Origin of the sequence: Paenibacillus aestuarii, from assembly GCF_027789125.1 — a bacterium.
GTDB classification, from domain to species: Bacteria; Bacillota; Bacilli; order Paenibacillales; family NBRC-103111; genus Paenibacillus_E; species Paenibacillus_E aestuarii.
The window spans coordinates 20,631-41,619 of record NZ_JAQFVF010000080.1; the positions used below are offsets into that span (position 1 = coordinate 20,631).

Here is a 20,989-nt window from a genome sequence, read left to right on the forward strand (position 1 = left end):
CTCCCATCGTTTAATAACAGGCCGAAACCCTGCTATTTCAGTTCGTTCGCCAAACCGTTTTTGAGCAAATTCATATTCAAAGGCGCCGGCTTCGAGCAGGTGCTCTTTACTGTGTAATGCTTTCCATCGTTGGAGGCAATGTGGAAGCCGTGCATAATTTCCAGTACATGATAAGCCATTTCCCCATTCGCTCGATGCCTGCCCCCGTGAACGATGGCATGGGCCATGTCCATCACACCAAGTCCCCTGCTGTTAGCCGTAAAGCCATGAGTTAACGGCACTTCGACGAAATCGGGATGCTCCTGTCTCTTGATATAGACCGGACCGCCGAACTGATTCGGATCCGGCACCATGATCGATCCCGTCGTACCATGAATTTCAATATGCGGCACCCGCGTCCCCCAAACATCGAAGCTCGTGACGATCGTCCCTACGGCCCCATTCTCAAATTCCAAGATCCCAGCGATATGAGTCGGGGTTTCCACCGGAAACCTCCTGCCGTAATTCGTTTCGGTCCGTACCATGCGTTCTTCAAACGTCGTCTTGGCTGTACCAGTAATGCGACAAACAGGGCCAATCAGATTTATCAAAGCGGTAAGGTAATAGGGCCCCATATCAAACATCGGTCCGGCCCCTTTTTGATACAGAAAATCAGGATTGGGATGGAAGCTCTCCGGACCCCGATACATCATAAACGCTGTTGCAGCAATTGGCTCGCCAATCCAGCCGTCATCAATCAGCTTGCGGCAGGTTTGGATGCCGCCCCCCAGGAAGGTATCCGGAGCCGAGCCGATTAATAACCCTTTTTCCTGCGCTAATGAAAGAATCCGCCGCCCGTCTTCGAGCTCGACTGCCAACGGCTTCTCACCATATGTATGCTTTCCTGCCTCCAGGGCACGCAAATGAATGTCGGCATGTGCCGCCGGAATCGTCAAGTTAATAATAAGCTGAATGTCCGGATCGGACAGAAGCTCCTCCGTCGTACAGGCCTTAGGGATTTGAAACTGCTCCGCACACGTTTGTGCCCGTTCCAGATCCAGGTCGGCGCAAGCGACGATATCCAATATGTCAAAGGTTTGCCCAGCTTGAAAATAGATCGAACTTATATTGCCGCAGCCGATAACACCTGCTTTTACTTTGCTCATAGGAAACCTCCTGGCTTATAGATTTTCGGATAACTCCACCGTTTGCCCGGTTTCGGCTGACTGATATACCGCCTCCAGGATTCGGGTAACTACATATGCTTGTTCTGCCGTGACGAGCGGCTCCGTATCATGGATGATACATTCCAGCCATTGCTTCGCCTCTAAGAATCCGGGGTTGTCTTCTCCTCCGCTGAAATAAGCGACATTGGAGCGCGTGTTCGGGTTAAAGTCCACCAGTTTGCCGTACTTGGCCGTATTAAACACAAGCTCGGTTGTTTTGTCCGGTTTCACCTTCATTTCAGCACCGCCTGCAACTCCAAACAATGAAGTCTTTGCTTCTTTCGCATCTGTCGTGTTAAGTGCCCAAGAGCATTCCAGGAATATCGTGGCTCCGTCCTCCATTTTGATAAAAGCGAAAGCCGAATCTTCAACATCAAAAGCTGCCGGATCCCAAGGTCCGAATAAATTGCCCTCCATATTATCCTTCATCTTGTAGTAAACGGAGCCTGATACCGATTTCGGCTTATAATTGTCCATGCACCAAAGCGTCAAATCCAAAGCATGAGTCCCAATATCGATCAAGGCACCCCCGCCTTGCAGCCTTTTATCCGTAAATACGCCCCAGGTGGGAACTCCTTTTCTGCGTACGGCGTGAGCTTTAGCCATATAGATCTCGCCCAAGTCACCGGAGCTGCAGGCTCGCTTCACGACTTGCGACTCTTCATGGAAGCGATTCTGGTAGCCTATCGACAGTTTCTTGCCGCTTTTTTGCGCAGCGTCCAGCATCCTTTTCGCTTCGGCGGAGTTAATGGCCATCGGCTTTTCACACATGACATGCTTGCCTGCCTCTAAAGCGTCCACCGTAATTTGCGAATGATACAAATTCGGGGTGAGCACATGCACGACGTCGATCGATTCGTCCTTCAGCAGCTCCTTATAATCCTCGTAAATTTTGGCCTCCTCATCCCCAAACTCAGCTGCAGCTTTCGCTGCTCTATCCATCACAACGTCGCAAAATGCGACCATTTTGCCCAAATGATCCAGCTTCGCAAGCGAAGGCATATGCTTTTGATTGGCGATAGCGCCGCAACCGATAATTCCAATATTCAGCTTTTGTTCCATACGAATCCCTCTTCCTTTACCATGATTTTCACTGAAGAAGCTCACTAATAAGAACCGGTTTAACGGGCTGCCTGGAATTAAACTTACCGCTTCCTTCACCATGCAGGTGGGGTGAGAGTTCCTCAAGCTAGGAATTCTCGCAGTATCTTCCCTGGCATAATCCCATGCCGCAGCGGGTTAACTGCTTGATTGCGTTGACATCTTCGATTTGATTCGTTGATATGGCCTGCCGGATCATTCCTGCCGAAATTTCCTCGCAGCGGCATATTAGCGTGGTATCGGTTCGAATCGATGTCAAGGTCTCTGGCTTGAGTGTAGTCGCCTCGCCCAGGAGGCGCGCAAACCTTCGCCAGGAGCTTAGCTGATTTTGTAGATGCTTCGCCCTAACCCGCAGCTTCTCTTCCTCGTAACCGAGTAATTGAAGGATACCGATTCCGGCCAATTCACCCTCAAGCTCAGCGATTTCCGCCCCTCCCACTCCGATGATTTCTCCCGCAACGAAAATCGGAAGAACACTGGACTGCATCCATTCATCGTGAGAGGCGATCCAGCCGCCTTGCTCCCTGTCAAAACGCATATCACAGCCGGCGAGTCTTGCAAGCTCGGAGGAGGCGATGAAGCCGAAGCACCCGCCTGCCGTATCGCAGTCGATACTTATCGATCACTCTTCGAAGGAGATCCCTCTGTTCCTCAACCGTTTGGCTAAACCACTCACCGCTCGTACCGTTGACCACAATGCCGTGAACGCCTTCCTGCAGCAGCCATTCGAGTAAGTGTTCCCAACCCTTCCAATCAATATTGCCCTCCTTGTCAAAGGGCGTAGTAATTGCGGGGATATAGCCCTTCCAATTCACGTCGTTGCGATCCATGCAAATCTCTCCTCTTTGGATAGGTCGACTCTTCCGGACTATTACGAAGGGGAGGATGGGGCCTCCCCTTTACACCTTACCCCTTCAGCAATTCCGTCATATTCCGATAGCTGATCGCGATGCTTTCCAATTCCCCACGACTTGTCATATCCTGCTCGATAAAGATATATTTCGCCTGATTCAAGCTGCGAATTTCTTTCACATACGATGCAATGTCCAGTACGCCCTCGCCGGATTCCGTAAATTGTGCAGGAATCTGGGTTTGGTACATCATGTCCATCGTGATCGGTGCATCCGTGCCGAATACTTCGAAGAAATTAACCTGCTCGACCGAATTCGGCAAATCCTTCTGATGGAACAAATCACAACGGTTTCCTAGCTTGCGGATCCAATGAATCGGATCCTCACCGCCCCTTACCGTCCAGTACGTATCGAGCTCAAATTTAACTAACTCCGGATCTGTGTTATTGATCAGAGTGTCCATAATTTTCTCGCCCTCAAATTCTTGAAACTCCTGAAAGTGATTATGGTAATACAGGGATATATCACGTTTACGTGCAGCTTCCCCATACTTATTCAGCGTCCGGCAGTAATCAAGAGCGTGTTGTCTCCCATTCAACAAGGCCATTGGGATAACGACCGTCGGACTGCCAATCTCTTGCAGGAAATCGAGCAATCGATCCATGTCATCCTCGTTAACCCTGGCATGGCAGCTTACCGTCTTCATCCCTAGTCCTTCGATTTCTCTGCGGAAGTCAGCTGCGGACATCCCTGCTGCCTGGATGTTGGCATCCTTGTTCTGGAGCGCCAGCTCCAGGTTTTTATAACCAATCTCCGCAATACGCTGTAGCGTATCGATCGGATTTTGCCGCAGTGACTCCCGTACCGAATACAACTGTAATCCCAGCTCTAAGCTCATGATAATAACCCTCCTGTTTTTGAATTATTTGGTTTTGAGCCACTCGTCAAATTGCTTCTGCTTCTCGGCAACGATCGTATCGATCCCGGCGTCCTTCAGCTTCTTGATAAACTGCGGCAAAGTCGCATCCGGATCCAGCGTCCCTGTCTCGATCCCAATCTTATATTGCTTCAACACGTTGGTCACAGCAGCAGTCTCATTCTTAACCGGCGTGTTGTCATAGGTAAAGCCAAGAGCCAAGGATTTGACAGCGTTCTTATTGAAATCGTCCATCTGCTTCCAGACGTTCGGGTCATCGCCTTCAAATACGTATGATTTTAACTGATTGCCGAAAAGCCACCCCGTGTTCAATCCATACGGTACTGTCGTCGCTGAAGTACCATCCGGATACTTGATGATATTATCCTTCCCCTGAACTTTGACATAGTCCCTTCCTTCGATGCCCCAGTCTAACAGATTAATGAGATCTTTGTCGGCGTACATCAGATTCAAGAGCATCACGGCTCTGTCTTGATCCTTAGAGTTCTTGGAAACCGACCAGGAGAAAGAGGTCACCTGTTCAAGCACAGGTTTCACCAATTGTACGGAAACCATTTCCGTTCCCGCCTGCTTCGAAGCTTGCACATCATACCCAGGCTTCAGGTTCGTGAAATACGAAAATGCACGGTTCGCTTTAATCAAGTCGTTGCCGATATCTTTCGTAGTCGCTGCATCCTTTTGAATATAGCCAGCCTGATACCATTCGCGAATCCGCTTCAGCTGCTTCGCATAAGCATCAGTCTCGTAGATATTGACGACCTTCTTCTCGTCTCCACCGTATTGCAGTGCACCTAAACCGTCGCCAAGAAGGTTGAAGGTACCCATGGGAACAAATGCAGATCCTCCAGGAGCGTACTCGACGAAAGGAGTTACGCCGGGCTCGTTCTCCTTGATGGTCTTAAATACCGGAGTTAGATCGTCAAGAGATTTAATTTTTGTGATATCGATATGATGTTTATCAATAAGATCCTTTCTCATGGCAATACCGTAGCCCTGCGCAAGGTCCGAATTCCGGGGAATGGCATAAATCTTGCCGCCAATCTTGGTGGCATCCAGAAAGGGGCCCATCGCTTCTTTAATCCCTTGCCCGTACTTATCCAACAGATCATTAAGCGGAACAATTTGTCCGGTTGAGACCATGTTGTTATAGGAAGGTCCGCCTTGAACGGCGCCGACAAGTAAATCTAGCTTCTCGCCTGAAGCGTTCATCAGATTGAGCTGCTGGACATAAGATCCGAAGCTGATAGGTAACAGCTTTACCGTCGCGTTGATTTTCTCTTTCGTAATTTTGTTAATAGCCGCTTCAACCTCCGGAATGCCTTTGGTTTGAGAGGATAGAGTGAAGAAGGCTACCGTAAGCTCAGCCGGCTTAAGACTGGTTCCGGAGGATGCATCTGTCTTGGAGGAGGATCCCGATTGCGTTGCAGTTGCACCGTTGTTGGTCCCGCCGGCGCTCCCTGTTTGTGTACCCCCTGATCCAGATGCACAGCCAGTAAACATAACAGCCATGGTTACGCATGCAGATAATAATCGGAGCTTTTTGATTCCTACCATGCTTAATCCCTCCCATTTACATTTCTGATCTTTATGCTAACCGGCAATTGGCCGGATATAGCCTATCCTTTCACTGCTCCAACGGTTAAACCCTTAATGAAATACTTTTGCAGAAACGGGTATGCGATCAATAACGGAACGGTACCGATGACAGCCATTGCCATGCGAACGCTTTCTTTGGGGAGATCTGCCACCATTTGTGTACTTCCCGACTGATTGGCTACCGCAAGGAACTGAATATCCAGCAATAACTTGTTCAATAAGTATTGGAGACTGAATAATTTGCTATCCGTAATAAAAATCAAGCTGTTGAACCAGTCATTCCAATAAGCAATCATCTGGAATAGCCCGATCGTTGCCAGAATGGGAAGCGATAGCGGAAGGATGATCCCGTAAAAAATTCGGAATTCCCCTGCACCGTCGATATAAGCAGACTCTATAATGGCCGCAGGAATCGAAGTTGCGAAGAACGTGCGTACCAATAAAACGTAGAATCCGTTCAACAGCAAATACGGTACCAAAAGTGCAAAAATCGTATTCTTGATATCGAATAGTTGGGTATAAACCATGTAGGTCGGTACAAGACCGCCGTTAAACAGCATGGTAAGGAATACATAGAAGGCCATAGCGTTTCGGTACGGCAAATCCTTGCGAGAAATTGGGTATGCAAGCAGTGTAATTAGCAGCAAGCTCACAAAGGTGCCGACCAGGGTTACTAAAATAGATATCCCATATGCATGTACAATCGTACTCGCGTCACGAAACAGATAAGAATACGCTTTCAAACTGAGCCTTTCAGGGATGAATGAATATCCGTTCCGAATGATTGAGTTCTCATCCGTGAAGGAGGTGATGATCAGTAAAAGGAATGGGAGAATAACGGTCGCAGAGATCACGATCAAGATGAGATTCATTCCCCATTGGGGCCGCAATCGTTTGGCTTGCGCTCCCATCATCAGATCCTTGGTTAGAACACGCCGCTGCCGACGCAACTGTTTCACTGGCATACTCATAGTCTGATCCTCCATTAGAACATGGCGTTGTCGCGATTCACTTTACGAATGATATAGTTCGTGCTTAGTACTAGAATAAATCCGACAACCGACTGATAGGCCCCTGCTGCAGAAGACATGCCTATATCACCGATCGCTAGAAAAGAGCGATATACGTAAGTGTCAATCACATTGGTTGTCGGCTGCAGTGGCCCTGCATCAAGCGGAACTTGGTAGAACAAGCCAAAGTCTGAATAGAAAATACGACCGACCGCTATTAAACACATCATGACAATCACCGGAACGATGGAAGGGAGTGTTATATTCCAAATTTGCTGCCACTTGCTTGCCCCGTCGATCTTAGCCGCCTCATAATATTCATGGTCGATTCCAATGATCGCCGCCAGAAAAATAATGCTGAAGTAGCCGGCCCCTTTCCATACGCTTACAATCGTCAGAATATAGGGCCAAAATTTCGGATCACTATACCAGTCTATTTCTTTGATCCCTAACAGTGGCAGAACAGACTTGTTCATCAGACCCCACTCCGAGCTAAGCAGTGACAGAACCAAGTAGCCAATAATGACGGTAGAAATCAGATGCGGAAGTAAAATGACGCTTTGATAAAAGCGGGATTTAAAGCGGCTTCTTAACTCATTAAACATAATGGCTAAGACAATCGCTAAGCAAAAATTGAGCGCAATAAAAACGACATTATACAGGATGGTATTCCTCGTGATGACAAAGGCATCGCTCGTTCGAAACAAAAACTCAAAGTTCTGCAGCCCGGCCCAGGGACTTCCCAAAATCCCCTTCGTGTAATCAAGGTTTTTGAAAGCGATTACGATTCCGAATAGCGGTAGATAATTGTTGATAAATAAATACAATAATCCTGGAATGGCCATTAGATATAATGGCATAAAACGCCTGGCCCTCGTATGAGCCATATACAGCCCCCCCTTGATATAAAAATGGAACTCAAGATTGATTAGCTCTTGAATTCCATTGTATAGATTTCGTATACGGTAACCTACCGAAAATCAGACTTCTTTTTACCGATTTTCAGACCTATTCATGGATTAGGTCTTTTTTCGGTATTCAGCGGGGGTTACACCGGTTGCACGTTTGAAAATCATGGAAAAGTGGGAGAAATTCGCATAACCGATGGACGCAGCGACATTCGCTACGGACATGGACGAATTCATTAATTTTTCTTTCGCCACTTTTATTCGCCTCTCCAGGATAAACTCCGATATCGTATGTCCGGTTTCTTTTTTGAAGAAACGATTTAGATAATCAGGATTCAGGCATACGTGCTCAGCGATCGATTCCCTCGATAGCCCCCTGTCCAAATTGTCCATGATATAACGGTCTACTCTCTCCACAATCGTTTGCGATTGTTCCACAGAGCGAATGGCTTCTATGGCCGTCACCACGATCTCATGGACCCAACTTCTAAAATTGTCGATAGATCGAGCCGCCCCAGCGATGGCTATTCCTGCATTGTCTCCAAAAACGCTCCCTGCATGCAGCTCTTTCAGCTGCAATACATGATGGGACATTTGAAGGAAATCCTGACAGATTTCCTTTAATTGTTCCAGACTACAGCCATCCTTTTGAAGGGTGGCAATAAACTCGTCGATTTCAGCCAGCAGCTCATCTTGTCCTCCTTTCTTGAGCAGCTGCAACCAAGTCGAAAAATCGGGTTTATGCTTGGTGACATGAACACCTTTATCCTTGATCATCCAGCTTACCTGATTCATAATTGTGACATTTCCAGCATCTCTTTCGTATAACCTCTCTACCTCAGCCTTGACTTTTTTGAGTTCGACCGGCTCTCCTATATAGCAAGCTACGTCACAATAGAATTGCTCATTACTTTTGTTGATGAACCGCTGACAATTATCCTTTAATTGATTTAGGTTATATATTTGATCATGATCAATCGGGAGAACGGCGAGAAGATGAGCGGAGGATGGATGAATAGCCTGCCCCGTCATCCCGGACTGAAAAATCGTTTCTTCCATTTCCTTGCGCAAAGCGTATGCCATCGCTTGAAAAGCTCGCAGAGGCAGCTCTTTCCTGCATCCGCGGATCGAGAAAAGGATCGGGATGAACCTCGCCGATGGCCGGAAAGGAATGTGCTTGTCCGCAATCATGTCCCGAATTTCGAGCTCATTTAGCGTCCCGTTATACAGTAATACATCCGTCCAGAAACGTTCAATGACTAGAGGCTGGTGCCTGAGCCACGAATCATAATTTGCACGAAGCATTTGTAAGAAAGCTTCCTTTTGCCGGTCTTCAGACATTCTGGCGACCACCTTCTCCATGATGGAGGCCAAATCTTCATAACGAATAGGCTTGACCAAATAGTCCAATGTCCCAAGCTGAACGGCCTTCTTCGCGTACTCAAATTCAGTGTGGCAAGTTAGCAATAAGGTTCGGATTGCGAGCCCGCGCTCGTTTATCCATTCGAGCAGTTCGATGCCGTTTCCCATGGGCATCTCAATGTCGCAGATAATCACATCAATTTGGCGTTCGTTTATTATTTCTTTAGCACGGCTGATATTCGTTGCAACGTGCACATACGAGAATCCAAGCTTGCTCCAATCGATCCCATTAGCCACTCCTCTAGCCGCATACCACTCATCATCGACGATCATCAGCTCGTACATACGATTTCCCCCTTAGCAACCTTATCCAATACCGGAAGACTAATGTCTATCGTCGCTCCACCGTACTCACCGTCTCCATTGCTGAAATTGATATCCGCCCTGTCTTCGTATAAGAGAGCGAGTCTTCGCCGTGCATTCCAAATTCCGATATGTTCGCCTTGTTCATTAACCTCCATTTGCCCCGTTATCAAACGTTGGAGTACATCGGTTGAAAAGCCTGGTCCAGTATCCGTGATTCGGATCAAAATCTCATCGTCAATAAAGCTTTCGATAAAGATGCCGATCCGCGTTGTGTGCTGCGTGGATACAACATGCTTTATTGTATTTTCTACAAACGTCTGAATAAGAAGCGGAGGAACAAGAACGTCACGGAGCTGCTCCGAGGCCAATATCTCAAAGGTTAAATAGTCAGGGAACCTCATTTCTTGAATTTTCAAGTAATTACAAACATGTTGCAGCTCTTCCTCTAGGCGGACGAACTTCAAATTGCTTCGGAACATGAAACGGAAATATTCGACCAAACTTAGGGATAACTCTTCAATTAGCTCATAATCCCTTGCTCTTGCCAAATGATAAACGATATTTAATGAGTTCAAGAAAAAGTGCGGGTTGATTTGAAGCTGCAGGTGTCTTAATTCGGCCCTCTGTTTATTGATTTGCTCTTCGTAGATATCAATTTTCAGCTTTTGAATTTCGGAAATCATGCTATTAAATGTAATGTTCATGAGCTCAAACTCATTTGTTCTTGAAGTAGAAGCGACTTCCGTGTCCCAATTCCCTTCCCTTATTCTGCGCATTGCGGCCAGTATGTGATTTAGTGGTTTTAAAATAATCTGCCGAAGCATAAACAAAAACAAGATTGCAACGATCACGGAGCCGTACAAAATCGCTTGAATCATCTGATGCAAAAGTGGGAGATTCTCTAGTATTTCCTTGCCTGGAGTAACAGCCAATAAATGAAATCCACCCATCCCCGACTGAGTACCTACGACCAGGAATTGTCCATCCTTCCCGCTTAATTGATGATTATCCTCGAACTCGCGGAGATCAATCTTATTCTCAAGAGCAAAATCTTTGTTCGTCATAGGCAAAAATTGTTCTGTAGCCAATATGGCGACTCCTGTTTTTCCAAAACGAATCATATTCATGGAAGTCATCAGGCGTTGAACGTTACACCATGCTCCAATGTATACATTCCCTACCTTCACCACATGGAGGAGATAATAATTGCCATCTATCTCCTTATCACACCATTTTTTCAGACAATCTTCCTCAACCCTCTTAGGATCCTGAAGCATACTCTGTAATTGCGTTTGAACCCTGCTAAAATCTTCATAGTATGTATTGGTCTTCGCTGATAATAGATCGTCGTTACGGATGGAATAGACAAAGAAGGAATCGATATTCCTATAATTCAGTATATTGCTTGAAAGTCGGTTATCTAAGCGGATTTTTGCCATATAGTAGTTCTGGCTCTGATCTGTGTTTGATACATCGAGAACCTGGAGATCGGTTTCCACAGCAGCCATACTGTACAAATACTTATCGACCTCTGTGAGATTCTGATCAATCTCCCGCATATTTAGAGTGACCAAATTGGTATTTGCCAAGGCAACTTGATTTCGTACAACCTTCGTGGCATAACTATCACCGTATATTAAAAGTACCAGTAACGGAATTACGATCAAGCAAATGCCCAAACCAATCTGAAAACGTAAGGATTTGAATCTTCCTTTATCCAGCAGTTTCATGATCATCACTCCAGCTAAATAATCGCTAATATTTAATTCTGTGAGAGATCCCAAGGATCAGATTACTTTGTATTCCTGAAAGGGACTGAATTATCCTGCAATTCCTAAATATAAAAATATTCATGAAAAAATTCACCCGGCCAGATATTGCATCCATGCAAAAAAGCCGCTCAACGAGCAGCCATTTGTTACTTTCATCAATATCTTTATAACAGCCAAATAGCTAACTCATGATACAGCTTCATCCACGCCCGCTTCTCGATCGTTCCCATAAGGACCGGGCGATCTTTGCAAATAACAGCGCTTGCGTCCAGCGGTCGCTCACCTCGTACTGCTTGTCGTGCAGGTTGCCCACCGTGATCGCATAAGGCGGCGGCCCCAACTCGCAGACAAACGGCAGAACCTCGCCGTCCAGTGCCACTTGACGCCAATTGCACATCCCTCTGAGCCACCAACGTCGAAAGTGCTTCAACATCGGGTGTTCGAACTCGCTGTCTGCGGCCCCCTCCTCATCCGCGCTTTCAAACATCGGCACGTCGATTTGCACTTGCTCTCCGTTGGATACGCGAGCGTGGATGCTCTTCGTCCGAGGGAGCAGCGCCTGGAGCAGTTCTTCTGCCTCATCCGACACCGTACGCATTTCCCCAGCAACGACATAATGTGAGAAGTCAATTGTCAGCTCAAGACCCGGCAAGCGGTGAACATACTCTATCGTTCGCAGCAGATCCTGCGTAATCGTACCACGGTGCGTTTCGATATATGCCGGGATACCCGCAGACCGTGACACCTCCGCCATGCCCGCAAGCAGTTGCACCGCCTGCTCTCCGACCAGAAACGGCCTCATCACCTGTACGTTGACAAAACCGACCTTTCCGAACGATTTCGCCTTGCAAAGAAACACGTCCAGTTCCTCCACCGTTTTCGGATAAGCATTTACGCTGTAGGAAAGGTTGTATCGATCCAGCAACCGGTGCCATCGTTCGGCCTCCTCGCCCTCCGGCAGCATGCCGTTAATGCCGTCGTAGCCCGCTTCGGCGATATGCTGCACCTTCTCCTCCATGCTCCATTCGTTACCTGCACCATCTTGGACGCCCAGCCCGTTCATCCCCCACCAGGACATTAGCACCTCGAGCCGTGGTTCACGCTTAGTGGATATATGGTGTATCATACTCAACGCCGCATGGTCCTCCATTCGGATTGATCTCCAGTTCCACCGGCGTGCCATCGGCACGGAATAGAGGACGGTAATGCGTAGCAATGCGTGTGGCCGAACTGTTGGCATAGTGGCAAATGAACGAGCGTCGGAAACGATCTTTCGTCTTATTGCGGTACGAGCCGTGAATCAGATTTCCATTGAAAAAGAGCACATCACCACGCTCCATCACAACCGGAATTGCTTTCTGATCCTTTGGCGGCTTCACGTAATGCGTTGTGAACGATTCTTTGGCATCGGACAAATCAGGACATACGATATCATACGAACTCGTCCTAGGTACAACTAACAGTCCACCATTCTCCTCATGAGCCGGATCGATTGCCGTCCAAGCGGCGATGCAGTTGCCTGGCTCCACCTTTAAATAGAAGTTATCTTGATGAAGCGCCTGTCCCCGTGCCCCCGGAGGCTTATAATAGAACATGCTTTGGGCCGCCAACGGTTCTTCCTCATACAAATCAGCAAGCACATCCATTACCGGTTGATGCAGCATGTATCGTTTGGCTGTTTCATTAAACCGATGCGGATGCATGACCCTCGGATAACGTTTTAACGGATCGCTCGTTTCCTTCTGCAAATCCGGCTCAAAATGCCCCAGGATCACCTGATGGCTAATCTCCTCAAAGGTAATATCGATCTCCGCTAGCTGAACCTCCGTAAACAATCCTTTGACTATTAAATAACCATCTGTTTCAAACTGCCGCTTTTGCTCATAAGTTAGCACTCGGTACTTACTTGTCATGTCTTTTATCTCCCTTTTTTCTGCTACTAGTGATATTCAACATATCAATATTATACAGTTAGGATAAAGATTATAAGAGAAAGGATCCTGCTAACTATTCACACAATCCTGCTATATATTTGTGTTCATTAAACACTGCTCCATGAGACCGGATGTGCGGGTTGAGCGCTGCTATAGATTTCTTTATCCGTATATTTGGCCGCAAACGTAGATACTTCGTGACAGCTGCGTTACACTTTTCAGTTGATTTCCCTCACTTCCATACGCAAATTGTCCATCTCTCACGGTCAAATTCTGTTGCTATATTAGTAAAAGTGAAATATATAAAGCATAATCGGGGGTTACTTGTGCATGAGAAGCCAATCTAATCCGGTTAAACGTCCCATTGCTTGCTATGGGGGTAAATTCATTTTTATCAAGATATTAGCGAGAACACACCCTCCGCTATGACAAGTGCCGGTACTTTTATGGTCGCCAGCCGCGGACGACGGTCACCAGAGACAGCGATAGCAGCAATCTGCCGCCCGACACTGCCTGGATCGTAAGCTCGCTGGACTTCCTCCAGAATCGGCGCCCGATAAGCGTCCTCTTCAAAGTTCATTGAAGTAAACATCTGTCCAACTTAACTTCGCTTAAAGTTTTACCTCAACTGGTTTCGTTTTATTTTTAAGCTTTTTTATGCTCTGAAACGATTTATATCTTGTCGAGGTGGAAATCCAAACATGCGAGAATATTCACGGCTAAATTGTGAGGGGCTTTCATAGCCTACTTGAAATGCCACATCAGAGGCATCTGCTAATTCTGTTAATAATAAGCGACGTGCTTCTTGCAATCGCAGCTGTTTTTGAAATTGAATAGGGCTCATAGCAGTCACCTCTTTGAAGTGTCTATGAAAAGTAGAAATACTCATACGGGCAATATCAGCAAGCTCTTCAATACGCAAAGGTTTATTATAGTTACTGCCAATTTGTCTAATAGCATCCCTGATTCCATAGGTACCGCTTCCTTCCAAAGCGATTTGTGACAGAGCGACTCCATACTGCCCATGAAGTAGCCTGAATAGAATTTCCTTTGTATAGAAAGGAGCAAGGAACGGAATTTCTTTCGGATTGTCTAACAACCGAGCTAATCTGAATATGGAGTCCATTAGAGGCTCCTCCATTTGACCAACAAATATTGCTCGCTCCGCATTGCCTTTCGGGGTGAAATGAAGATCAGAAGCAGTTAGCACCTCAAAGATTTCACTCGCCGTAAATTCAAGTCTAAAACCCAAATACGGAATGTCGGAAGAAGCTTCAGTGACTTGGGCAGTAACTGGCAAGTCAACTGATGCAATAAGGTAATCTGCAGGATCATACTTGAAACGCTCTTGCGCCAGCCATACCTCCTTCGCTCCTTGTACTACGACACATAAGGAGGGTTTGTACATTCCGTAAGTTGGTCCAGTCAATTTAGAACGCCTTATGAAAAATAAAGTCGGAATAGCAGTTGCATGCACACCGTCCTGAGCTGAATATCGTTCAATTAGTTTGGCAAGTTCATTCTGCTGTTTAGCTATTACTTCAGACATAAGATCCTCCTTGTTCCGTCAATCCTAGTAGATTGATTATATTCCATAATCAACAGTTAGATAAGTGTAGTGAGAGGATTAGGCAAACATTTGGCATGAATGGGTTAACGGTCGCTTGGTTATCTGTTGCATAATAAGGTTATTACACCGTTATCAGAATGAAACAAAGGAGCGTATCGATAAATGGATTATGTGAAACTTGGAAATACAGGCTTGGATGTATCACGGATTTGTCTTGGCTGTATGAGCTTTGGTGTCGCAGAGCGGTGGCATCATCCTTGGATACTTAATGAAGAGCGCAGTCGTCCAATTATCAAACAAGCCCTCGAATTAGGTGTTAACTTTTTCGATACGGCCAATGTTTATGCAGACGGAACCAGTGAGGAAATTATCGGGCGTGCTCTAAAGGATTATGCGAACCGAGATGAAATTGTCATCGCGTCGAAAGTTCATTTTCGTATGCATCAAGGTCCAAATGGTGCAGGTCTTTCCCGAAAAGCAATCATGAGTGAGATTGATAAGAGCCTTATGAGATTGGGAACCAATTATGTTGACCTTTATCAAATCCATCGCTGGGACTACAATACCCCCATTGAAGAAACTATGGAAGCATTACACGATGTTGTGAAAGCGGGTAAGGCAAGATATATTGGTGCATCTGCTATGTACGCCTGGCAGTTTCTGAAGGCTCTTCATGTAGCTGAGAAAAATGGTTGGACTCGATTTGTGTCCATGCAGAATCATTTAAATCTTATCTATCGTGAAGAGGAAAGAGAGATGCTGCCGCTTTGCAAATCAGAAAAAATCGGTGTAATCCCATATAGCCCGCTTGCATCAGGGAGACTGGCACGTGATTGGTCGGAAACAACGCTTCGTTCCGAAACCGATCAGATGCAAAAAATTAAATACGATGCGACAGCAGCTCAGGATCGATTGGTCGTAGAGCGAGTTACAGCCATCGCAGAAAAATATGGCGTTCCCCGCATTCATATAGCGCTTGCTTGGTTGCTTCAAAAAGAACCCGTTTCAGCTCCTATTATCGGTGCTACAAAAGTGTCACAGCTCGAAGAAGCCGTAGCTGCTCTATCAATTACGTTAACACCCGAAGACATTGCTTCATTAGAAGAGCCGTATGTTCCCCACCCTGTTGTTGGTGCGGTTTAGATCATCATTCATGAATTTCATCAAGAATACAAAGGAGGATTAGAAGCTGTATACACGATTAACAAAATTATTTGCGATCAAAGGATACAAGTTATTCGTCATTTGTATGCTGCTGCTCGGCACTGGGGTATCGATCACTATGCCCTATTTATCCTTGTATTTTACAGAAGATATTGGCATGAGTGCGGGAGCATTTGGCGTTTTCATGACAGTGAGTTCATTAAGTGGCGTGGTGGTGAACTCGCTCATTGCTAGACGTTCGGATCGCGGGTTGGACCGAAAATGGATCATCATGTTTGCCATAATTTCATCTGCTTTGGGATATGCCTCGTATTTAGTGTTTCATAACTACTTTATTCTTTTGATTGTTGTCAGTTTATTTAGTGGATTAGGGGCTCCTATCATGCCGCAAATCTTTGCCTATGCACAGGAATCTGCAAATGCAAGCCATTCCGATGATAAAACGTTTGCCATGTCCACACTGCGCTCCCTTTTTTCTCTCGGTTTTTTAATCGGACCATTAGCAGGGACATTGTTTTTATCATGGATGGGTTACAAGGGGCTCTTTCTAGGGACAACCAGCATTTATCTAATCATTGCCTCTCTCGTATTCCTGTTTCTGAAAAAACATGCAGTCGAAAAGAGTACCGGAAAGAGAAAGAGCATAGCTACCGCTTCGCTCAAAAACAGGCAGATCTGGCTGCCGTTTATCGCCTTTATTTTTCTGTTCGCGGTCATTGCCATTAACTCACTCAATACACCGCTTTTTATTATGAATGAGCTTCATGGTACACATACGGATGTCGGACTCGTGGTCAGTGTTTGCGCTGGTCTGGAAATTCCCATTATGCTTGTGCTCGGTGCCCTGGGAAGAAAAATATCAAACCATACCCTGATGATGACCGCCTGCGTTATCGCTATTATCTACTACATTATGATAAGTGTTTCGACCCAATCATGGCAGTTGATTGCAGCTCAGCTTTTGCAGGCATCGTTTATAGCTATGGTTCTTGGAAATGGACTAAGTTATTTCATGAATTTGCTACCGAATTCACCGGGGCTGTCCACAACTATTTATTCCAACGGGTCTATTATTGGAAGGTTAGTGGGAAATTTGGGCGGGGGTGTCATAGCTCAGTTTGCAGGGTTTCGTCATGTTTATTGGGTATGTCTGGCCCTTGTGATATTCTCGCTGTTTATCTTATGGAGAACGAGGTTAGGTGCGGAAATCGGAGTACAAACAGGACAAACGCAGTCTGAGTCCGGTAGTCTGCAATAGAGAATCATGAGTGAATCTCTGAACCTTAATTTCCCGATACACGCGGAATAAGTTTGAATCAGTCAACAAATAAATATAAAGAAACGGAGGATTTCAAATGCAAAAAGTAATTTTAAACAATGGTGTTGAGATGCCTATTCTCGGGTTTGGTGTTTATCAGATTAAAGATCATAATGAATGTGAGCAAAGCGTCTATGACGCTATTATGGCAGGCTATCGACTGATTGATACCGCTGCCTCTTATCAAAACGAAGAAGCAGTTGGCAGAGCGATCAAACGTAGTGGCGTCGCAAGAGATGAGTTATTTATCACTACAAAACTTTGGGTCCAGGATACCGGGTACGAGCGCACAAAAAAAGCATTTGAAAAATCACTTGAAAGATTGCAAACGGATTATTTAGATTTGTATTTAATTCATCAGCCATTTGGCGATGTACATGGCTCTTGGCGTGCTATGGAGGAGTTGTATCGAGAAGGAAAGGTCCGTGCAATTGGCGTTAGTAACTTCCATGAGGATCGCCTGATCGATTTAATTATTCATAATGAAGTTATCCCATCTGTTAACCAGGTTGAAACTCACCCTTTCAATCAACAAATTGAAAATGCAAAATTCATGAAAGAGAATCATGTTCAGATCGAATCCTGGGCACCATTTGCTGAAGGAAGAAATGACTTGTTTCAGAATGAAGTACTGGTATCCTTAGCTGAAAAGTACAATAAATCCGTTGCGCAGGTTGTTTTACGTTGGTTAACCCAAAGAGAAGTTGTTGTGATTCCAAAGTCTGTTCGTAAAGAGAGAATCATTGAAAACTTCAATATCTTTGATTTTGAATTAAATCAAGAGGATATCAAGTCGATCTCTACGTTAGATACGAAACAGAGCCTGTTCTTTTCACATCGCGATCCTGAAATGGTGAAATGGATAGGTACCCGGAAACTTAATATCTAACAAGAATTAAGATATGGAGCAGGGAGCTTAGGCAATCTGCTCCCTGTAAACTGAAGTTTAATATTTTCTATTCACCATGAACGTTTGCTCCTATATACCAATAAATCCATATCCGTCGTGATCTTTACCAGGTGCAAGATTACTCTAGAAGTCATTTCGAGGATTTCGCCAAGAATATTGCGGCTGATAGCCCAGCTTTTCATGTAGCTTTCGGCATGTAATCAAGCCTTCTGTCCCTTTCAAATCAGCTGCCATCACTTTCAGATCTGGCCAGTGGCGTTCGACGACCGTTTTTGTATCCTCCCAGTGCCTACTGTCTGTGTGCAGGTAGAATACTTCAAACAAATCGAGATTCGTAGCTTCCAATGCCAGTAGGAACGCCTGCGCCGCATCGCGCGGATCAATATACTGATGTGTCGTGCCGATCGGTCCGCCGACGTGATTCGGGCGTGATTCAGGTGTTATCTTATATTTATACATATGACGCTGGGACGGGTAATCAACACCATTAAGGCGGAAGGCAACGGTTCGGATGCCGTACGCCAATCCGAATGCCTTCAAAGTTTCCTCGTTGATCATCTTGGAAAGGCTGTAAGAATCCTCAGGCCGAAGGGGATGCTCTTCGTCAATTGGCAGATAATCGACTTGGAAAGGTTTATTGCTAATACGGAAACCCAATCCCAGCACATAATACGAGGACGCAGCAACCACGGTCTTCACATTAAATCTTCGAGCCGCATCCATTAAATAATAGGTACCCATCGTGTTTACCCGCATCGTCTCATCTTCCGGCATACGCTGAATTCTTGCACGTCCGGGCTGCAATGTCGTATCATGCGTAATGGCTCCAAGATGGATAATTGCTTCCGCATCAGACAGGTGAATCGCGCGCATATTATCCTCGAGTGAGGTTAAGTCTCCTTTGACAAACTGTACTTCTTTCGGAAAAGTTTCGGAGTCGGGCGAAGTCACGTCATACGCCGTCACCTGATAATTACGCTCCAGCAAGTAATCGACCGTATAACGGGCCAATCGTCCGGCCCCTCCGGTTACCAATACTTTTTTATTTGTGATCATCAGTTAAAGCACCTTCTCTCTTTATTTGACTATTGTCAAATGCGTGACACGGTTCGAAAGTTACTATATCCCAATTGCTCTAAATAACGCTTGCTTGTTTGAATCGCTTCAAGCTGCGGCATCATCGGATGACCTTTCCGTGTTGAGCTCCATTGATTGCCATCAAGCTCAACCAACGCATTATGACCGTAATCTCGTTCCTCCAAATATTCGAGGATGCCTCGGATATCAACAACCCCCATACCAAGCGGCGTATACCCTAAAAATCCGGTTTTATCGATTTCCCGCTCCTGGGCATCCCGTTCGATTGGGCCTCCGATATAATCCTTAATATGAATCATGCGGATCAGCTCAAAGTACTCCTTTACAAACTGAAACGGGTCTGAGCCTCCCTTGGCAATTTGGCCGAGATCCGGAGCGAATTTGACAACGCTCGAATCAACCGAGTTCATGACCCAGTGAATTTCATCTTCCGTTTCAACAGGCGTTCCAGTATGTGGATGGAAACAGCAAAGAAGATTTTGCTCCGTAATCCGCTTGGCTAGCTCATTTAAGGTCGTAATAATATTGGGTAAATGTTCCGAAATGGCAAAGCCACTGCGCTGCAGCATCATACCTCCGACGACCACCACAGAACCGTTGAATTTCTTGTACGATTCGACCCAATCCATGACCTGCTGTATACCTTCTTCGCGCTTGCCTGGGTCTACAATATCCAAATGGCAATACAAAGAAGTCAAGTGCAGCTCGTTACGCTGAAAGACCTCACGCAGATTGCGCCCGCTATTCTCCCATTCCTCTAGCACCCAACCAAACGTTTCCGTCCCCCAATAGCCGCAGGAGCCTATGGCTGCTACAGCTTGATCTACTTCTTTATTATCCCAAGTTATGGCTGTATGCCCGATTCGAATGTTACGCTTGGTCATAAGCTATTCTCCGCCTCCTTCACCTTCGCTTCCAGCAAATCTTTCATATACTGAATGCCTTTCTCAAAATATTCGTATTCCTGTTCAAGACGGTTACGGTTAGGGTCCCACGCCATCCAGCCTGGCTCGATCAATAAGTGCAAGCCTTTGGCACAAGGACTATGCCTCACAAGCAGATCGATGGTTCGTGATAAATTGACATGGCCTTCACCGAGAGTGCAACCCTGCGCAGTCATCGGAATGTATCCACGCAAAGGCATATCCACAATGGCCATGTCCTTGATATGGGTTGTAAATGTGTAAGGCGCCAATGCTTCAATATCATCATGCGGATCACAAAACACCGTAAACCCATTGGCCGTATCAAGAGCAGCTCCGACATTTGCCAAGTCCGTAGTATCGAACAGATACACCAGCTCACGCCCGGTAAAATCGCAATGATTTTCAACCGCCAATGCCATACCTGCGTCTGCGGTGATTTTTCCAGCCTCACGCAAAGAGGGAACAAGGGAATCCAAGTGCTCGCGAACGCTAAAGCTCTTATTGAAGCGACTTGTCTTAACATTCAGCCGACCGTATCCGGTTCGCACAACAGGCATCCCAAAAAGGCTGGCATTTTGGATCGCTTTCAAGAAACGAGACTTCTCCTCGGCATCCGCATAAGGACCGCTTACGCCGAACGCACCTGGGACCGTAAGCTCCAGTTCAATCCCGAGCGAATCAGTAAGCGCCTTGAGTTCGAGCAGTTTGTTTGTGTCTTCCGAAAGAAATCCAAATCCAATCTGGTGCACCGTACACCCCATAGCAGCCAGCCGGCGGATCTGCCATTCCGTGATGTCGCCTTTAGACATCCCTGCTGGTGCTGGATAGAAACTGCCTTGCACACCGATTTTCATGGAGCGAAGATTGGAGCACACATTACGGTCCATTGTTTGCGAATCAGCCATTCCTTTCGCATCCTTTCTAAATGAAATCACAACAAATAGTTATTGCATAAGAGCAG

20 protein-coding genes are annotated in these 20,989 nt (G+C 46.0%); 3 read left to right on the forward strand and 17 right to left on the reverse strand.

What is annotated here, in order from left to right:
• Window positions 1-32: 32 nt before the first annotated feature.
• The 14 genes from O9139_RS26860 to O9139_RS26925 all read right to left on the reverse strand — a co-directional run bounded on the left by O9139_RS26860 (window position 33) and on the right by O9139_RS26925 (window position 14,591).
• Window positions 33-1,145, reverse strand: coding sequence for a Gfo/Idh/MocA family protein (locus O9139_RS26860; RefSeq protein ID WP_270884831.1), 1,113 nt, complete (start codon window positions 1,143-1,145; stop codon window positions 33-35).
• Between the two features lie 15 nt (window positions 1,146-1,160).
• Window positions 1,161-2,267 (reverse strand): Gfo/Idh/MocA family protein, encoded by a 1,107-nt coding sequence (locus O9139_RS26865; protein WP_270884832.1) that lies wholly within the window; start codon window positions 2,265-2,267, stop codon window positions 1,161-1,163.
• Window positions 2,268-2,394: 127 nt separating this feature from the next.
• Window positions 2,395-2,844, reverse strand: coding sequence for a (2Fe-2S)-binding protein (locus O9139_RS26870; RefSeq protein ID WP_270884833.1), 450 nt, complete (start codon window positions 2,842-2,844; stop codon window positions 2,395-2,397).
• 1 nt (window position 2,845) lies between these two features.
• Complete coding sequence (locus O9139_RS26875) at window positions 2,846-3,136, reverse strand: dihydrodipicolinate synthase family protein (RefSeq protein WP_270884834.1); 291 nt, start codon at window positions 3,134-3,136, stop codon at window positions 2,846-2,848.
• Window positions 3,137-3,212: 76 nt separating this feature from the next.
• Entirely contained in the window at window positions 3,213-4,055 is an 843-nt protein-coding gene (locus O9139_RS26880; RefSeq protein WP_270884835.1) for a sugar phosphate isomerase/epimerase family protein, read from the reverse strand.
• Between the two features lie 24 nt (window positions 4,056-4,079).
• Window positions 4,080-5,648 (reverse strand): ABC transporter substrate-binding protein, encoded by a 1,569-nt coding sequence (locus O9139_RS26885; protein WP_270884836.1) that lies wholly within the window; start codon window positions 5,646-5,648, stop codon window positions 4,080-4,082.
• Window positions 5,649-5,710: 62 nt separating this feature from the next.
• Window positions 5,711-6,601, reverse strand: a complete 891-nt coding sequence (locus O9139_RS26890; RefSeq protein WP_270885013.1) for a carbohydrate ABC transporter permease — start codon at window positions 6,599-6,601, stop codon at window positions 5,711-5,713.
• A 74-nt stretch (window positions 6,602-6,675) separates the two neighbouring features.
• Window positions 6,676-7,587 carry an ABC transporter permease gene (locus tag O9139_RS26895; protein WP_270884837.1) on the reverse strand — a complete coding sequence of 304 codons (912 nt, stop codon included), beginning with the start codon at window positions 7,585-7,587 and terminating at the stop codon, window positions 6,676-6,678.
• A gap of 132 nt (window positions 7,588-7,719) precedes the next feature.
• Complete coding sequence (locus O9139_RS26900) at window positions 7,720-9,315, reverse strand: response regulator transcription factor (RefSeq protein ID WP_270884838.1); 1,596 nt, start codon at window positions 9,313-9,315, stop codon at window positions 7,720-7,722.
• A complete protein-coding gene (locus tag O9139_RS26905) occupies window positions 9,303-11,066 on the reverse strand; it encodes a sensor histidine kinase (protein ID WP_270884839.1) in 1,764 nt (587 codons plus the stop codon). The genes O9139_RS26900 and O9139_RS26905 overlap by 13 nt, the downstream gene beginning before the upstream one ends.
• 241 nt (window positions 11,067-11,307) lie before the next feature.
• The gene (locus tag O9139_RS26910; RefSeq protein ID WP_270885014.1) at window positions 11,308-12,234 is read right to left on the reverse strand and encodes a sugar phosphate isomerase/epimerase family protein; all 927 of its coding nucleotides are present in this window, start codon (window positions 12,232-12,234) and stop codon (window positions 11,308-11,310) included.
• Window positions 12,212-13,021, reverse strand: coding sequence for a phytanoyl-CoA dioxygenase family protein (locus tag O9139_RS26915; RefSeq protein WP_270884840.1), 810 nt, complete (start codon window positions 13,019-13,021; stop codon window positions 12,212-12,214). Before O9139_RS26915 ends, O9139_RS26910 begins: the two co-directional genes overlap by 23 nt.
• Window positions 13,022-13,436: 415 nt before the next feature.
• A complete protein-coding gene (locus O9139_RS26920; protein WP_270884841.1) occupies window positions 13,437-13,622 on the reverse strand; it encodes a hypothetical protein in 186 nt (61 codons plus the stop codon).
• 75 nt (window positions 13,623-13,697) lie between these two features.
• The gene (locus O9139_RS26925) at window positions 13,698-14,591 is read right to left on the reverse strand and encodes an AraC family transcriptional regulator (RefSeq protein ID WP_270884842.1); all 894 of its coding nucleotides are present in this window, start codon (window positions 14,589-14,591) and stop codon (window positions 13,698-13,700) included.
• A 183-nt stretch (window positions 14,592-14,774) separates the two neighbouring features.
• Here O9139_RS26925 and O9139_RS26930 point away from each other — a divergent pair, with 183 nt between their 5' ends.
• The 3 genes from O9139_RS26930 to O9139_RS26940 all read left to right on the forward strand — a co-directional run bounded on the left by O9139_RS26930 (window position 14,775) and on the right by O9139_RS26940 (window position 17,983).
• Window positions 14,775-15,755 carry an aldo/keto reductase gene (locus O9139_RS26930; protein ID WP_270884843.1) on the forward strand — a complete coding sequence of 327 codons (981 nt, stop codon included), beginning with the start codon at window positions 14,775-14,777 and terminating at the stop codon, window positions 15,753-15,755.
• A 106-nt stretch (window positions 15,756-15,861) separates the two neighbouring features.
• Window positions 15,862-17,034 carry a sugar efflux transporter gene (locus O9139_RS26935; RefSeq protein WP_270884844.1) on the forward strand — a complete coding sequence of 391 codons (1,173 nt, stop codon included), beginning with the start codon at window positions 15,862-15,864 and terminating at the stop codon, window positions 17,032-17,034.
• Between the two features lie 97 nt (window positions 17,035-17,131).
• The gene (locus tag O9139_RS26940) at window positions 17,132-17,983 is read left to right on the forward strand and encodes an aldo/keto reductase (protein WP_270884845.1); all 852 of its coding nucleotides are present in this window, start codon (window positions 17,132-17,134) and stop codon (window positions 17,981-17,983) included.
• 144 nt (window positions 17,984-18,127) lie between these two features.
• On the opposite strand, the gene O9139_RS26945 is transcribed toward O9139_RS26940, so the two are convergent.
• Genes O9139_RS26945 through O9139_RS26955 form a run of 3 tightly spaced genes read right to left on the reverse strand, consistent with a single transcriptional unit; the run spans window position 18,128 to window position 20,933 of the window.
• Window positions 18,128-19,060, reverse strand: coding sequence for an NAD-dependent epimerase/dehydratase family protein (locus tag O9139_RS26945; protein ID WP_270884846.1), 933 nt, complete (start codon window positions 19,058-19,060; stop codon window positions 18,128-18,130).
• A 35-nt stretch (window positions 19,061-19,095) separates the two neighbouring features.
• Window positions 19,096-19,986: a sugar phosphate isomerase/epimerase family protein gene (locus tag O9139_RS26950; RefSeq protein ID WP_270884847.1), complete on the reverse strand. Its 891-nt coding sequence runs from the start codon at window positions 19,984-19,986 to the stop codon at window positions 19,096-19,098.
• Window positions 19,983-20,933, reverse strand: a complete 951-nt coding sequence (locus O9139_RS26955) for a sugar phosphate isomerase/epimerase family protein (RefSeq protein ID WP_270884848.1) — start codon at window positions 20,931-20,933, stop codon at window positions 19,983-19,985. The genes O9139_RS26950 and O9139_RS26955 overlap by 4 nt, the downstream gene beginning before the upstream one ends.
• Window positions 20,934-20,989 lie beyond the last annotated feature (56 nt).

Coding starts and splice junctions, on each gene's coding strand:
- O9139_RS26860 (WP_270884831.1), bottom strand. CDS start 1,145: ATGAGCAAAGTAAAAGCAGGTGTTATCGGCTGCGGCAATATAAGTTCG.
- O9139_RS26865 (WP_270884832.1), bottom strand. CDS start 2,267: ATGGAACAAAAGCTGAATATTGGAATTATCGGTTGCGGCGCTATCGCC.
- O9139_RS26870 (WP_270884833.1), bottom strand. CDS start 2,844: ATGCGTTTTGACAGGGAGCAAGGCGGCTGGATCGCCTCTCACGATGAA.
- O9139_RS26875 (WP_270884834.1), bottom strand. CDS start 3,136: ATGGATCGCAACGACGTGAATTGGAAGGGCTATATCCCCGCAATTACT.
- O9139_RS26880 (WP_270884835.1), bottom strand. CDS start 4,055: ATGAGCTTAGAGCTGGGATTACAGTTGTATTCGGTACGGGAGTCACTG.
- O9139_RS26885 (WP_270884836.1), bottom strand. CDS start 5,648: ATGGTAGGAATCAAAAAGCTCCGATTATTATCTGCATGCGTAACCATG.
- O9139_RS26890 (WP_270885013.1), bottom strand. CDS start 6,601: ATGGGAGCGCAAGCCAAACGATTGCGGCCCCAATGGGGAATGAATCTC.
- O9139_RS26895 (WP_270884837.1), bottom strand. CDS start 7,587: ATGGCTCATACGAGGGCCAGGCGTTTTATGCCATTATATCTAATGGCC.
- O9139_RS26900 (WP_270884838.1), bottom strand. CDS start 9,315: ATGTACGAGCTGATGATCGTCGATGATGAGTGGTATGCGGCTAGAGGA.
- O9139_RS26905 (WP_270884839.1), bottom strand. CDS start 11,066: ATGAAACTGCTGGATAAAGGAAGATTCAAATCCTTACGTTTTCAGATT.
- O9139_RS26910 (WP_270885014.1), bottom strand. CDS start 12,234: ATGATACACCATATATCCACTAAGCGTGAACCACGGCTCGAGGTGCTA.
- O9139_RS26915 (WP_270884840.1), bottom strand. CDS start 13,021: ATGACAAGTAAGTACCGAGTGCTAACTTATGAGCAAAAGCGGCAGTTT.
- O9139_RS26920 (WP_270884841.1), bottom strand. CDS start 13,622: ATGAACTTTGAAGAGGACGCTTATCGGGCGCCGATTCTGGAGGAAGTC.
- O9139_RS26925 (WP_270884842.1), bottom strand. CDS start 14,591: ATGTCTGAAGTAATAGCTAAACAGCAGAATGAACTTGCCAAACTAATT.
- O9139_RS26930 (WP_270884843.1), top strand. CDS start 14,775: ATGGATTATGTGAAACTTGGAAATACAGGCTTGGATGTATCACGGATT.
- O9139_RS26935 (WP_270884844.1), top strand. CDS start 15,862: ATGCTGCTGCTCGGCACTGGGGTATCGATCACTATGCCCTATTTATCC.
- O9139_RS26940 (WP_270884845.1), top strand. CDS start 17,132: ATGCAAAAAGTAATTTTAAACAATGGTGTTGAGATGCCTATTCTCGGG.
- O9139_RS26945 (WP_270884846.1), bottom strand. CDS start 19,060: ATGATCACAAATAAAAAAGTATTGGTAACCGGAGGGGCCGGACGATTG.
- O9139_RS26950 (WP_270884847.1), bottom strand. CDS start 19,986: ATGACCAAGCGTAACATTCGAATCGGGCATACAGCCATAACTTGGGAT.
- O9139_RS26955 (WP_270884848.1), bottom strand. CDS start 20,933: ATGGCTGATTCGCAAACAATGGACCGTAATGTGTGCTCCAATCTTCGC.